The 13,279-nt window shown below is 70.5% G+C and carries 10 protein-coding genes and 1 tRNA gene; 8 read left to right on the top strand and 3 right to left on the bottom strand.

What is annotated here, in order from left to right; genetic code table 11:
- Positions 1 to 163 precede the first annotated feature (163 nt).
- From kdsB to OCJ37_RS12060, 6 genes are all read left to right on the top strand, one after another.
- A complete protein-coding gene (gene kdsB / locus OCJ37_RS12085; protein WP_263109683.1) occupies positions 164 to 949 on the top strand; it encodes a 3-deoxy-manno-octulosonate cytidylyltransferase in 786 nt (261 codons plus the stop codon).
- Positions 946 to 1,434, top strand: coding sequence for a low molecular weight protein-tyrosine-phosphatase (locus OCJ37_RS12080; RefSeq protein WP_263109682.1), 489 nt, complete (start codon positions 946 to 948; stop codon positions 1,432 to 1,434). The genes kdsB and OCJ37_RS12080 overlap by 4 nt, the downstream gene beginning before the upstream one ends.
- Positions 1,431 to 2,852: a hypothetical protein gene (locus OCJ37_RS12075; protein WP_263109681.1), complete on the top strand. Its 1,422-nt coding sequence runs from the start codon at positions 1,431 to 1,433 to the stop codon at positions 2,850 to 2,852. Before OCJ37_RS12080 ends, OCJ37_RS12075 begins: the two co-directional genes overlap by 4 nt.
- Complete coding sequence (gene uvrC / locus OCJ37_RS12070; RefSeq protein ID WP_263109680.1) at positions 2,849 to 4,705, top strand: excinuclease ABC subunit UvrC; 1,857 nt, start codon at positions 2,849 to 2,851, stop codon at positions 4,703 to 4,705. The genes OCJ37_RS12075 and uvrC overlap by 4 nt, the downstream gene beginning before the upstream one ends.
- 9 nt (positions 4,706 to 4,714) lie before the next feature.
- A complete protein-coding gene (pgsA, locus tag OCJ37_RS12065; protein ID WP_263109679.1) occupies positions 4,715 to 5,350 on the top strand; it encodes a CDP-diacylglycerol--glycerol-3-phosphate 3-phosphatidyltransferase in 636 nt (211 codons plus the stop codon).
- Between the two features lie 36 nt (positions 5,351 to 5,386).
- Positions 5,387 to 5,462: transfer RNA gene (locus OCJ37_RS12060), tRNA-Gly, on the top strand.
- A 467-nt stretch (positions 5,463 to 5,929) separates the two neighbouring features.
- Here OCJ37_RS12060 and OCJ37_RS12055 read toward each other — a convergent pair.
- From OCJ37_RS12055 to OCJ37_RS12045, 3 genes are all read right to left on the bottom strand, one after another.
- Positions 5,930 to 8,995 (bottom strand): efflux RND transporter permease subunit, encoded by a 3,066-nt coding sequence (locus tag OCJ37_RS12055; RefSeq protein WP_263113670.1) that lies wholly within the window; start codon positions 8,993 to 8,995, stop codon positions 5,930 to 5,932.
- Positions 8,992 to 10,098, bottom strand: coding sequence for an efflux RND transporter periplasmic adaptor subunit (locus OCJ37_RS12050; protein ID WP_263109678.1), 1,107 nt, complete (start codon positions 10,096 to 10,098; stop codon positions 8,992 to 8,994). The genes OCJ37_RS12055 and OCJ37_RS12050 overlap by 4 nt, the downstream gene beginning before the upstream one ends.
- Positions 10,099 to 10,172: 74 nt before the next feature.
- A complete protein-coding gene (locus OCJ37_RS12045; protein ID WP_263109677.1) occupies positions 10,173 to 10,790 on the bottom strand; it encodes a TetR/AcrR family transcriptional regulator in 618 nt (205 codons plus the stop codon).
- An 86-nt stretch (positions 10,791 to 10,876) separates the two neighbouring features.
- On the opposite strand from OCJ37_RS12045, the gene OCJ37_RS12040 reads away from it, so the two are divergent.
- Positions 10,877 to 12,340, top strand: a complete 1,464-nt coding sequence (locus OCJ37_RS12040; protein WP_263113669.1) for an efflux transporter outer membrane subunit — start codon at positions 10,877 to 10,879, stop codon at positions 12,338 to 12,340.
- Between the two features lie 137 nt (positions 12,341 to 12,477).
- On the top strand, positions 12,478 to 12,945 hold the full coding sequence (locus OCJ37_RS12035) for an STY0301 family protein (RefSeq protein ID WP_263109676.1): 468 nt from the start codon (positions 12,478 to 12,480) through the stop codon (positions 12,943 to 12,945).
- Positions 12,946 to 13,279: the final 334 nt, after the last annotated feature.

Genomic DNA, 13,279 nt, shown 5'->3' with positions numbered 1-13,279 from the left:
CAGGCGAAAACGGCGGCCACACGGCACGCGGCAGCAGGCGGACGATGTTCGTCCGTCGTATGGCGAATACGAACTATTCTCAATAAATGGCGGAGAAAGATCAATTCATGTTTGGATTCCGTGAATTCCTGCGTTCAGTTGCAACTGCCGTAGCGGAGGGGACATGAGCGCCCCACACGCCGCGCCGCCGCCCTTCGTGGTCGCCATCCCGGCGCGCTACGCCGCCTCGCGCCTGCCCGGCAAGCCGCTGCGCGCGCTCGGCGGCGAGCCGCTGGTGCGGCACGTGGCGCGGCGCGCGCTCGGCGCCGGCGCGCAGCAGGTGTGGGTGGCCGCGGACGATCCGCGCATCGCCGCGGCGGTGGCCGACCTGGACGGTGTGCACGTGGCGCTGACCTCGGCGGCGCATGCCTCCGGCACCGACCGCCTGGCCGAATGCGCCGACATCGCCGGCTGGGACGACGCCACCGTGGTGGTCAACCTGCAGGGCGACGAGCCGTTCGCGCCGGCCGCGGGCATCGTCGCGGTGGCGCAGGCGCTGGCCGCCAGCGGCGCGGAAATGGCCACGCTGGGCGCGCCGGTCGAGTCGGCCGAGAGCCTGTTCGACCCGAACGTGGTCAAGCTGGTGCGCAGTGCGCAGGGCGATGCGCTGTACTTCAGCCGCGCGCCGATCCCGTGGCACCGCGACGCCTTCGCCGCCTCGCGCGAACGGCTGCCGCCGGGCCCGTGGCTGCGCCACATCGGCATCTACGCCTACCGTGCGGGGTTCCTGCGCCGGTTCGCGGCGATGCCGCCGGGCGGGCTGGAACAGGTCGAGGCGCTGGAGCAGTTGCGGGTGCTGGAAGCCGGTTTCCGTATCGCGGTGGGGCTGTCGCCGGCGCCGTTTCCGCCCGGGGTCGACACGCCCGAAGACCTGGCCCGCGCCGAGGCCTACCTGCAGGCCCAGGCATGAAGCTGCTGCTGGTGTGCCTGGGCAACATCTGCCGCTCGCCGATGGCCGAAGGCGCGCTGCGCCATCACCTGGAGCGCTCGCCGCTGGCCGGGCAGGTGCAGGTGGATTCGGCCGGCACCGGCGGCTGGCACCGCGGCGAGCCGCCGGACCGGCGCGCGATCGCCTGCGCGCGCGGCCATGGCGTGGACATCGCCGGGCTGCGCGCGCGGCAGCTGCAGGCGGCCGACTTCGCCGCGTTCGACTGGATCCTGTGCGCCGACGCGGCCAACCTGCGCGACGTGCGCCAGCGCGCGCCGGCCGCCGCGCTGGAGCGGGTGGCGCTGTGGCTGCCGTGGGCCGGGATGGACGGCCGCAGCGAGATCCCCGATCCGTACACCGGCGGCAGCGACCACTTCGAGGACGTCTGGCGCCTGGTGGACGACGCGGCGGCGCGCAGCGTCGCGCGACTGTCCGTCGACGGCGGCTCCGGCATAATCGGCCGATGAACTCGATCGCCGCCCTGGAACTGCCGCAGCCCGCCATCTGGCTCAACGCCGCGCCGTCCACGCTGCGCGAGCAGCAGGGCCGGGCGCTGGTGCTGGCCTTCGTCAACGCCGCCTCGGTGTGGTGCGCGCAGCGCCTGGCCGAACTCGGCCAGTGGCAGGCGCGCAACCCGGGCCGGCTGCAGGTGATCGTGGTGCAGGTGCCGCGCTTCGACAGCGAGCGCGAACCGCAGCGGGCGCTGAAGCTGTTGCGCAGCCAGGGCGTGTCGGCGCCGATCCTGCTCGATGCCGACTGGGCCGCCTGGCAGCGCTTCGACGTGCAGGCGTGGCCGACGCTGGTGCTGCTCGACGCCGGCGGCTACGAGCGCGAGCGCCTGGTCGGGATCGGCGGCGCCGACCTGGAGAAGGCGCTCAACGCGCTGTGCGCCGGGCAGTCGCTGCCGCTGGACGAGGAACTGCGGCAGCCGCGCGAGACCCAGCCGGAGCCGCGCCTGCCGCTGCGCTTCCCGGTCGGCCTGGCGGCCGCCGACGATCGCCTGTACATCGCCGACAGCGGCCACCACCGCATCCTCGAATGCACCACCGGCGGCCGCGTGCTGCGCCAGTTCGGCCTGGGCACCGCCGACTTCATCGACGGCGGCCCGGGCGAGGCGGCGTTCCACCGGCCGCGCGGGCTGGCGCTGGAGCGCGGCGTGCTGTACGTCGCCGACACCGGCAACCATGCGCTGCGCCGGATCAACCTGCTCAGCGGCCACGTCGACACCCTGTGCGGCAACGGCCGCGCCGGCGAACCGGTCGAAGGGCCGGTGCAGCACGCGCAGCAGGCGCCGCTGAACCACCCGCAGGACGTGGTGGTGGCCGACAACCAGGTGCACATCGCGATGGCCGGCGACAACCGCATCTGGAGCTACGAACTGGGCAACCGCAGCCTGCGCTGGCGCGCCGGCGCAGGCGCGCTGGAACTGCGCGACGGCAGCGGCCACCTGGCCGCGTTCGCGCAGCCGTGCAGCCTGGCCGCGGTGCAACAGGCGCTGTACGTGTGCGACGCGCTGGGCTCGGCGGTGCGCTCGCTGCAGCTGCGCGGCGACCTGGTGCAGACCCTGCTCGGCGGCCAGGGCCCGTGGGACTTCGGCAACGAGGACGGCCCGCGCAGCCGCGCCCGGTTGCAGTTCCCGCAGGCGATCGCGCTGAGCCCGGACGCGCCGCTGCTGTGGATCGCCGACAGCGGCAACGGCAGCCTGCGCAGCCTGCGCCTGGGCGGCGGCGAACTGTCAACCGCGGCCTTGCCGCGGCGCCTGCACGGCCCGGCCGGGCTGGCGGTGACCGCGGGCACGGTGTGGATCGCCGAGACCGACGCCCACGCCGTGCTGCGCTACGACCTTGCCAGCGGCGAACTGAGCGACGTGCCGATCAGCGAATGACCGTGTCTGCGCAACCCCCGTTCGACGGCAAGGCCTTCGCCGCCAACCTCAGCACCGCGCCGGGCGTCTACCGCATGTACGCGGCCGACGACACCTTGCTCTACGTCGGCAAGGCCGGCGCGCTGCGTAAGCGCGTGTCCAGCTATTTCAGCGCCTCGCCGAAGAACGCGCGGACCATGGCGATGCTGGCCCAGGTCGCGCGCATGGACGTGACCGTGACCCGCAGCGAAGGCGAGGCGCTGCTGCTGGAGAACCAGCTGATCAAGTCGCTGGCGCCGCGCTACAACGTGTCGCTGCGCGACGACAAGAGCTATCCGTTCGTGCTGCTGACCCGCGAGGAGTGGCCGCGGATCGCGCTGCACCGCGGCCCGCGCGCGGTGCCCGGGCGCTACTTCGGCCCGTATCCCGGCGTGACCGCGGTGCGCGAGACGCTGAACCTGATGCACAAGCTGTTCAAGCTGCGCAGCTGCGAGGACAGCGTGTTCCGCAACCGCTCGCGGCCGTGCCTGCAATACCAGATCGGCCGCTGCAGCGCGCCGTGCGTGGCGCTGGTGCCGGCCGACGACTACGCCGAGTCGGTGCGCCGCGCGACGATGTTCCTGGACGGGCGCAGCGACCAGCTCGGCGAGGAACTGGTGCAGGCGATGCAGGCGGCCAGCGAACAGCTGGAGTTCGAGCGCGCCGCGCGCCTGCGCGACCTGCTCGGCTCGCTGCGCAGCATGCAGAGCCGGCAGTACGTGGACGGCCGCGCCGCCGACCTGGACGTGCTCGCCTGCGCGATGCAGGGCGCCAACGCCTGCGTGCTGCTGCTGGCGTTCCGCGACGGCCGCAACCTCGGCACCCGCGCGTTCTTCCCCAAGACCAACGGCGAGGACAGCGCCGCCGAAGTGCTCGGCGCGTTCGTGTCGCAGTACTACGCCGAGCAGCCGCCGCCGCGCGAGGTGCTGCTGGACCGCGAGATCCCCGACGCCGAGCTGATCGAGGCGGCGCTGGGCTCGGCCGCCGAGCGCAAGGTGCAGCTGAAATGGAGCGTGCGCGGCGAGCGCGCCGGCTACCTGGAACTGGCCAGCCGCAACGCGCAGGCCACGCTGGCCACCGAACTGAGCAGCCGCAACGCGCAGCATGCGCGCAGCGAGGCGCTGCGCGAGATGCTGGGGCTGGCCGAACCGGTCAGGCGCGCCGAATGCTTCGACATCAGCCACACCATGGGCGAGGCCACCGTGGCCTCGTGCGTGGTGTTCGACGCCAGCGGCCCGGTGCGCAGCCAGTACCGGCGCTACAACATCAGCGGCATCGAGCCGGGCGACGACTACGCGGCGATGCGCCAGGCGATCGAGCGCCGGTTCCGGCGCGCGGCGGAGGGCGACAAGGCCGACGTGGTGCTGCCCGACGTGCTGCTGATCGACGGCGGCGCCGGCCAATTGGCCCAGGCCAACGCCGCGCTCGCCGACCTGGGCGTGGAGGGCATCCTGGTGATCGGCGTGGCCAAGGGCGCCGAACGCCGCGCCGGCCACGAGACCCTGGTGATGCCGGACGGGCGCGAACTGCGCCCCGGCGCGGCGTCGCCGGCGCTGCAGTTCATTCAGCAGGTACGTGACGAGGCGCACCGTTTCGCGATCACCGGCCACCGCGGGCGCCGCCAGAAGGCGCGCATGACCAGCAAGCTGGAAGACATCCCCGGCATCGGCCCGCGCCGCCGCGCCAGCCTGTTGAAGCATTTCGGCGGACTGGCCGGGCTCAAGGCCGCCGGCGAAGCGGAGATCGCGCGCGTGGAAGGCATCAACGACGCACTGGCTGCGCGAATCTACGCTAACCTGCACGGACTGCCGGTGCCCGATCCGGCAGGCGAGTAGAGCAGCGCAATGAAGTTGACCATCCCCACCTGGCTCACGCTGCTGCGGATCGTGATGATTCCGGTGCTGGTGCTGGTGTTCTACCTGCCGTACAAGTGGACGAACTTCGCCTCGGCGGCGATCTTCGGCCTGGCCGCGTTCACCGATTGGCTGGACGGCTGGGTGGCGCGGCGCTATCACCAGTATTCGGCGTTCGGCGCGTTCCTGGACCCGGTGGCCGACAAGCTGATGGTCGCGGTGGCGCTGTTCCTGATCGTGCAGGGCCATCCGACGCCGTGGATGGCGTTCTGGGCGGCGGTGATCGTGGGCCGCGAGATCGCGGTGTCGGCGCTGCGCGAGTGGATGGCCGAGATCGGCCAGCGCGCCAAGGTGCGGGTGGCGATGATCGGCAAGGTCAAGACCACCGCGCAGATGGTGGCGCTGCTGTGCCTGCTGTATTCGGTGATGCCCGACGGCTCGCCGCCGGAGAGCGTGTGGATGGGCCGGTTCATCTTCCACATCGGCGACTGGACGCTGGCGATCGCCTCGATCCTGACCCTGCTGTCCGGCATCCAGTACCTACATGCGGCCTGGCCGAGCCTGCGCGCCGACGAGCGCGCCGCGGTGGCGGACAAGAACGCGAAGAAAATCGAAGGCAACGGTTGACAGCCTGCCGGTTCCCGGTAGAATTCGCGGCCTCAAGCGGGAATAGCTCAGTTGGTAGAGCGCAACCTTGCCAAGGTTGAGGTCGCGAGTTCGAGTCTCGTTTCCCGCTCCAACGCTTGATTTTCCGACTTCCCATGAAGTCCCTGCTTCCTGGTCCCGCAGTGGTTCACGCCTGCGGAGCATCCCAGCGAAGTCCGCTGAAACCCATGCCCACGCACGCAGTTCCGGTACATCGGTTCGTCCCGAAGATCCGGGTGCCGGGTCGGCCGGTTTTCCGACTGTGCGGCTCCCATCGACGTCGTTATTTCCTTCCTTGTCCCGAAGGAGAGTTCGACGGCGTTGACGGACGCCTCCGCACGGCGGGCCAGGTCCGCTGGCAAGGGCCGCCTCTCGGCGATGTGCACGGACACCCGGCCTCGGTTGCGCGCTGACACGGGCGTGGGTTGCCGAAGACGCGGCAGCCGCGCGCGGCGAAGATCGCCGCGGCGGCGCGGCCGGTGCCGCACGACACGCCGGTCACCGGGACCACGTTGCAAGTGGACGCGGCGGTTGCTTGTCGAGAAATCGGCAGGCCGCCGCTCAGCGGGACGGCTCCGGCCTGATCCGGAACCAGATGGAATACATGGCCGGCAGGAACACCAGGGTCAGGACCGTCCCGGCGAAGGTGCCGCCGATCAGCGTGTAGGCGAGGGTGCCCCAGAACACCGAATGGGTCAGCGGGATGAACGCCAGGATCGCGGCCAGGGCCGTCAGGATCACCGGCCGCGCGCGCTGCACGGTGGCTTCGACGACCGCATCGAACGGGCCCAGTCCTTCCTGTTCGTTGTGATGGATCTGCCCGATCAGGATCAGCGTGTTGCGCATCAGGATGCCCGACAGCGCGATCAGGCCGACCAGGGCGTTGATGCCGAAGGGCTGCTGGAAAACCAGCAGCGTCGGCGCGACACCGATCAGGCCGAGCGGACTGGTGGCGAACACCATGACCATGGCCGCGATCGAACGCACCTGCAGGATGATGATGAGCAGGGTCAGCGCGATCATGATCGGGAACAGCGGCAGCATCGCCTTGGTGGCCTTGCCGGACTCTTCGATCGAGCCCGCCTGTTCGATCCGGTAGCCGGAAGGAAGCGCGTCGATGACCGGCTGCAGCCGGTCCATGACGGCGGTGGAAACGTCCGGCGGCTGCAGTCCTTCGGCGATGTCGCCGCGGACCGTGATGGTCGGCGTGCGATCGCGGCGCCGCAGGATGGGATCCTCCATGCGCACGTCGACGCTGCCGACCTGGGACAGCGGAATGCGCTGTCCCGCCGCGCCGACCAGGGTGAAGCCGGCGATCTTCGCGGGATCGGAACGGATCTCGTCGGCGGCGCGGCCCAGGACCTGCACCGAACGGATGTCCTCGCGCACCTCGGTCAGCGGCACGCCGCTCAGCAGGAACTGCAACTGCGACGCCACGGAGCTGGAGGTCAGGCCCACGGCCTGGAGCCGGTCCTGGTCGAGGGTGAAGCGCAGGGTCGGGACGCGCGGCCCCCAGTCCGTGTTGACCGTGCGCATCATCGGGCTGGCATGCATGACGCCGGCGACGTCGTCGGCGATCCTGCGCAGCGTGTCCGGGTCGGGTCCCATGACGCGGTAGGCCACCGGAAACGGCGAAGGCGGGCCGAACACGATCTGGGTGGCGCGCACCTGCGCCTCCGGCACCAGGCCGTCGGCCACGGCCCGGCGCAGCCTGAACTTGAGCGCTTCGCGTTCCTTGTCGTCGCCCGCGAGCACCACGATCTTGGCGAACGACGGATCGGGCAGTTCGGGCGCCATCGCCAGGAAGAACCGTGGCGCGCCCTGGCCGATGTACGCGGTCACGATCCGCGCTTCCTTCTGCTTCGCCAGCCAGGCTTCGACCTTCGCCGTCGCCGCACTGGTCTGCGCGATCGAGGTGCCGTAGGGCATCTGCACCTCGACCAGCACTTCCGGCCGGTCGGAGGTCGGGAAGAACTGCTTGTTGACCACCCCCATGCCGACGATGGACAGCGCGAACAGCCCGACCACCGCGCCGGCGACCAGCCATTTGCGCGCGATGACGCGGCCCAGCACCCGCCGGAAGCGGTTGTAGTGGCGGGTGTCGTAGATGGCCGCGTGGCCGCCTTCGACCCGCTTGATGTCCGGAAGCAGTTTCACGCCAAGGTAGGGAGTGAACGCCACCGCGACGACCCAGGACGCGATCAGGGCGATGCCGACGATCCAGAACATGTTGCTGGTGTATTCGCCGGCCGTGGAGCGCGCGAATCCGTTGGGCATGAAGCCGATGGCCGTGACCAGCGTGCCGGAAAGCATGGGCGCCGCCGTGTGGCTCCAGGCATAGGCCGAGGCGGCCACGCGGCTGTAGCCTTCCTCCATCTTCACCACCATCATCTCGATGGCGATGATGGCGTCGTCCACCAGCAGGCCCAGCGCCAGGATCAGCGAGCCGAGGGTGATGCGGTCGAAGTTCCTGCCGCTCGCGGCCATGACCACGAACACCGCCGCCAGCGTCAGCGGCACCGCCGCCGCGACCACGATGCCGACACGCCAGCCCATGCTGAGGAAGCACACCACCATCACCACGAGCAGGGCGACGAAGAACTTGACCATGAACTCGTCGACCGCCGAGCTGATGTTGACCGCCTGGTCGGTCACCTTGCTCAGCGTCATGCCCAAGGGCAGCCCCGCGTTGACTTTGGCGACCTCCGCCTCCAGCGCCTTGCCCAGGTCCAGGCCGTTCCAGTCCTCGCGCATCACCACGCCCAGCAGCAGCGCCGGTTCGCCGTTGTTGCGCACCAGGAAGGTGGCGGGATCCTCGTAGCCGCGCTCCACGGTCGCCACGTCCGACAGCGTCAGCGTGCGGCCCTGCGCGACGATCGGGGTCCGCCGGATCTTCTCCAGGCTGTCGAACGCGCCGTCGACGCGCAGGAACACCTGCGGCCCCTTGGTCTGGATGGAGCCGGCGGGGGTCAGCAGGTTCTGGCCGTTGAGCGCGGCGAAGATGTCCTGCGGCGCGACGCCCAGCGTGGCCAGGCGGTCGTGGGAGAACGCGACGAAGATGCGCTCGGGTTGCTCGCCGATGATGTTGACCTTCTTCACGCCCGGAACGTGCAGCAGTTGCTGGCGCAGCGCCTCGGCATCGCGCACCAGCAGCCGCTGCGGTTCGCCCTTGGCCTTGAGCGCGAACAGCGCGAAGGTCACGTCCGCATACTCGTCGTTGACCATGGGGCCGATGACCCCGGCCGGCAATTTCATGGCCTCGTCGCCGAGCTTCTTGCGGGCCTGATAGAACTCTTCCTGGACCTGCGCGGGCGGGGTGCTGTCGCGCAGCGAGATCATCGTGAACGCCAGGCCGGGGCGCGTGTAGGTTTCCGTGCGGTCGTACCAGCGCAGTTCCTGCATGCGCTTTTCCAGCGGTTCGGCGACCTGGTCCTGCATCTCCTGCGCGGTTGCGCCCGGCCACGCGGTGACGACCGTCATCTGCTTGATCGTGAACGGAGGATCTTCCGCGCGCCCGAGCTGGAAGAACGCGAGAACGCCGGCGACGGAGATCAGGAAGATCAGGAACAGCGTGACCGAACGCTCGCGCACCGCGAGCGCCGACAGATTGAAACGCCCCTCGCTCATGGCCGCGCTCCGCCGGCCAGCGCCTGGCCCTGGCCGATCGGCCTGACGAGCTGGCCGTCGCGAAGCAGGTGCGCGCCCAGCGCGACCACCTGGTCGCCGACCTTGAGATCGCCCTGCACCTGCGCCACGTCGTCGCTCAGGCCGAGCACCTGGACGGAGCGCCAGACGGCTTTTGCCGGCTTGCCCTCGACGGCCCACACGCCTGGACCCTTGCCCGGATCGAACACGGCACCGATCGGGACTTGCAGCGAAGCGGTGGAGCCCGTCTCGGGCGGGATCTCGACGGTGACGGTGGCGCCCAGCGGTGCCCGGGCCAATGCGCCTTCGAGCACGTACCTGGCCTCGTAGGTGCGGGTCGCCCGGTCGGCCGCATCGGACAGCTGCCGCAACGTCGCCGGCATCGCGGCCTGGCGGTCGCCGTACAGCCTGGCCTGGGCCAGCGAGCCCGCGGCCGGCCGCAGCGTCTCGGGCAGTTGCACGATGGCTTCGCGCTGGCCGGCCCGCGCCAGCCGCACCACCGGCTGCCCGGCGCCGACCACTTGCCCCGGCTCGGCCAGCGTCTCCACGACCACGCCATCGGCGTCGGCGAGCAGGACGGCATAGCTCGACGCGTTCCTGGCGACGTCGGCTTGCGCCTCGGCCGCCCTGAGTTGCGCCCGCGCCGCGTCGGCCGAGGCCTTGATCTGATCGTAGGCGGACGCAGAGACGGCCCCCTCGGCGACCAGGTCGCGGTAACGCGCTTCATCGTCGGCGGTCTGTGCGGCGCGCGCCCGGGCGGCGGCTACCGTTTCCTGCTGCGCCCGCGCCTGCAGGCCCAGGTCGACCGGGTCCATGCGCATGAGCGGTTGGCCGCGCCTGACGCTCTGCCCGGTATCGACCAGGCGCTCCAGCACCTTGCCCGGCACGCGAAAGGCCAGATCGCTCTGGACCCGGGCGGCGACGACCCCGGTGAACGAGCGCGGCGCGGCGCCGCCGCCCTGGACGGCGGCGATCCTGACCAGTGGGGTCTCCGTGCGTGGGTCGGAGGCGTGTTTGTCACCGCATGCCGCCAGGGAAAGCGGCAATAGGCACAGGGCGTACGGGACAAGCTGGCGCCGAAGCATGGGAACCCTTCCTGACGGGATAGGGTGCCCATTCTATTCTTGTGACCAATTTAGTCAATAGTCACATGCAAAATTTACGGCGACAGGCTGCGCAATATCAGGCTGGACAGCTGGGTCGTCGCTTCGGCGGCGTCGTCCAGGTTGTGCTGCAGCAACAGCGGATTGATGAACGGGCGCATGACCAGGTAGATGGCGTTGGCCGTCTCGTCCAGCGGGGTCTTGCGCTCGAACTCGCCCGCCTCGCGCCCATCGCGCAAGATCTGCAGGACGAGCGCCTTGATGTGCTCTTCGTAGGCACGCGCGGAAGGCCAGGATTCGGCAGCCGAGGTCCTGGCGATGTCGTAGAGCTTGCGATCGTCGAAAAACAGCTCGCTGCCGGACTCCACCAATGCCTTGAACACGCGCCGCAGGCGCTCGGGCGCGGAAGACACGCCGGCGACCGCCGCGTCGGCCGCAGCCATGATCGCGCTGAGGCGATTGGCACAGATGACCTCGCCGATCGCCTGCTTGGAGTCGAAGAACTTGTAGATGTACGCCTTGGAAAAACCGATCGCCTTGGCCAGGTCGGAAACGGTCGTCTTCTCGTAACCGTAAAGGCCGAAGTACTCGGTGGCCGCCTCGACGATCTGGTCGCGGACATCGTGATCCGAAGGCCCCCTGGACTGGGGCGCGGGAGAAGGTGTCTTGGTCATCGACGCAGCTTAGCGCGCAGGGTGTGGATTGACAACGAGTGACCATTTCGTATTATGGTCACATCGAACCGCCTTCCAGGATCATCATGCTGCCCCGTCGCTCTCTTGTGCTTTCGCTGCTTTGCGCCAGCGTGATGGCCGGTTGCGCCGTCGGCCCCGACTATCGCCGGCCCGACGCGCCGCTGCCCAGTCACTATCTCGGGCAAGCGCAGCCTGGGCAGGGCGGGAGCCCGCCGGCGGCCGAACTGGCGGCATGGTGGCAAGGCTTCGACGACCCGCTGCTGACGCGCCTGGTGGCGCTGGCGCTGGAGCAGAACCTGGACCTGGCGCAGGCGGCGGCCCGCGTCGCCCAGGCGCGCGCCGGGCTCGGTGCGGCCAATGCGGCCCTGCTCCCGTCGGGCGCGGTCAGCGGTTCGGCCGCCCGCGCGCGCCAGTCGGTGGAGACCCCGCTGGGCCAGGTGCTCGCCAGCACGCCCGGCTACGATCGCTGGGGGAGCGCCTACGAGGCCGACCTCGAGGTGGGCTGGGAAGCGGATGTGTTCGGCGGACTGCGGCGTGGCCGGCAGGCGGCGCTGGCCGACTACCAGGCCTCGCAAGCCGGCGCCACGGCCACGCGGCTGGCCGTGGCCGCGCAGACGGCGGACATCTACATCGCCATCCGCGGGCTGCAGGCCCGCCTGGACATCGCCCAGCGGCAGGTCAGGACCCAGCAGGACCTGCTGGCGAAAGTCCAGCTGCTGTACGGCAAGGGCCTGGCCGCCGAGTATCAGCTGCGGCAGGCCGAAGGGGCGCTGGCACGGGTGCAGGCGACCGTGCCCGTGTTGCGGATGGGCCTGGAGTCCGCCATGAACGCGCTCGACGTGGTGCTGGGGGTCCCGCCGGGGACGCATCGGGCCGACCTCGAAGCCGTCGCGCCGATTCCGGCGACGCCGCGGATCGCGGCGATGGGGTCCCCGGCCGAACTGCTGCAGCGACGCCCGGACCTCGTCGTTGCGGAACGGCGGCTGGTGGCGACCAACGCCAGGATCGGCGAGGCGGTCGCCGAGTACTACCCCAAGTTCTCGCTGAGCGGGATGCTGGGAAGCGCCACCGCGGTCTCCAGTGGCAATCTGTTCACCGGGGGCGCCAGCCAGTCGGCAGGCATTCTTGGATTGCGGTGGCGCCTTTTCGACTTCGGCCGCATCAATGCGCAGATCGAGCTCGCGAAGGGGCAGGACGCCGAGGCATTGGCGGCATACCGCCAGGCCGTGCTGCGTGCGACCGAGGAGGTCGAAACCGCCTTCTCGGCGTTGGTCAACCGCGGACAGCAGGCCGCCACCTTGACGCAGGGGGAGGCGGCGCTGTCCCGCGCCAGGGCGTCTTCGTTCGCAGCCTACCAACGTGGCGCCGCCAGCCTGATCGACGTGCTGCAGGCCGACGATTCTCTTCTGCAGGCGGCGGATGCGAGGGCGCAAGCACAGACCGAATCGGCGCGCGCGGCCGTCGCGGCCTTCAAGGCACTGGGCGGCGGCTGGGAGCCGAAGTCGCCCGAAGCGATGGCGACCCGTTGATCCGGATGCGGCCAGGCAACGGGGCGTGCGTCGGCCGGGCGGAGTGCCAGGCCGGTATCCTTGCGCGGTATCGGCGCGGGCGCCTGTCGCCACGCTCTTTTCCTGCCCACTGAGCCATTGCATCGAGGGGGATCCGCATGCGTCCGAAGCGCGTTCCAGCAGCCGCGCCGTGGGTGTTTTTCCTGGCCTGGGTGTCCTTCGGCATGCCCGCCTCGGCCAAGGAGGCGTTGCAGTGTCCGCAGACGCTGCGCGTCTCCGGCGCCGTCCTGCAGAGTCCGGATCTGCCGGAAGGAGCCGGGATGGCCTTCGAGGGCGGGCAGCCGCTGCCGTTTTTCTCCATGGGAGTGTTCTCGGGACATCCACGCGAACTGGCCTCGCTGGTGCCGGACAGCGACAGCGAGGAGCCGGCGTCCGGGATCGTGCGGTCCGTCTGGAGATTCGAGCGCCCGGACCCGTACGGAACCTACGTGGTCTGCGGGTACGGCGCCGCCGGCAAGGTGCAGATCTACAAGCGCATCAGCGACGCGGCAAGCGCCTGCACGGCCACGGTACGCAAGGACCGCGTCGGCCACGTCGTGGTGGAGGCTGCCGTCGAATGCGAATGACGCGCGCCGGCCGGGTCGGTCGGCCGCGCGGCGTTGCCCGGCCGCTGCTGTGGGCCGGCGCCGGCGAGCGTGGCTTGGCGGTGTCGCTGCAGCTCCGTGCCGGCGAACACTGCGGCCTGCAGAACCTTGGTGACCGAGGGCCACTGGCGCCGGCGGCAGCGGCGCACGCGGGCGCCGGTGCGGACTGGGATGCCTGTTCTGAAACCGCGCAGTGTCGACCGCGTGCGTGGCGAGCTGCTGTAGGTTCGCCGGATCGCATCGCGCGCAGACCGGCGGCAGGGCAGGCGGGTGGCAGCCGCAGCAGCGGCAGCCGCCGGGCGGGCAGGAGCGGCGG

Source organism: Xanthomonas sp. AM6, assembly GCF_025665335.1.
Lineage (GTDB): Bacteria > Pseudomonadota > Gammaproteobacteria > Xanthomonadales > Xanthomonadaceae > Xanthomonas_A.
The sequence above is the reverse complement of the archived record's forward strand: the minus strand, read 5'-3'. Positions and strand labels throughout refer to the sequence as shown.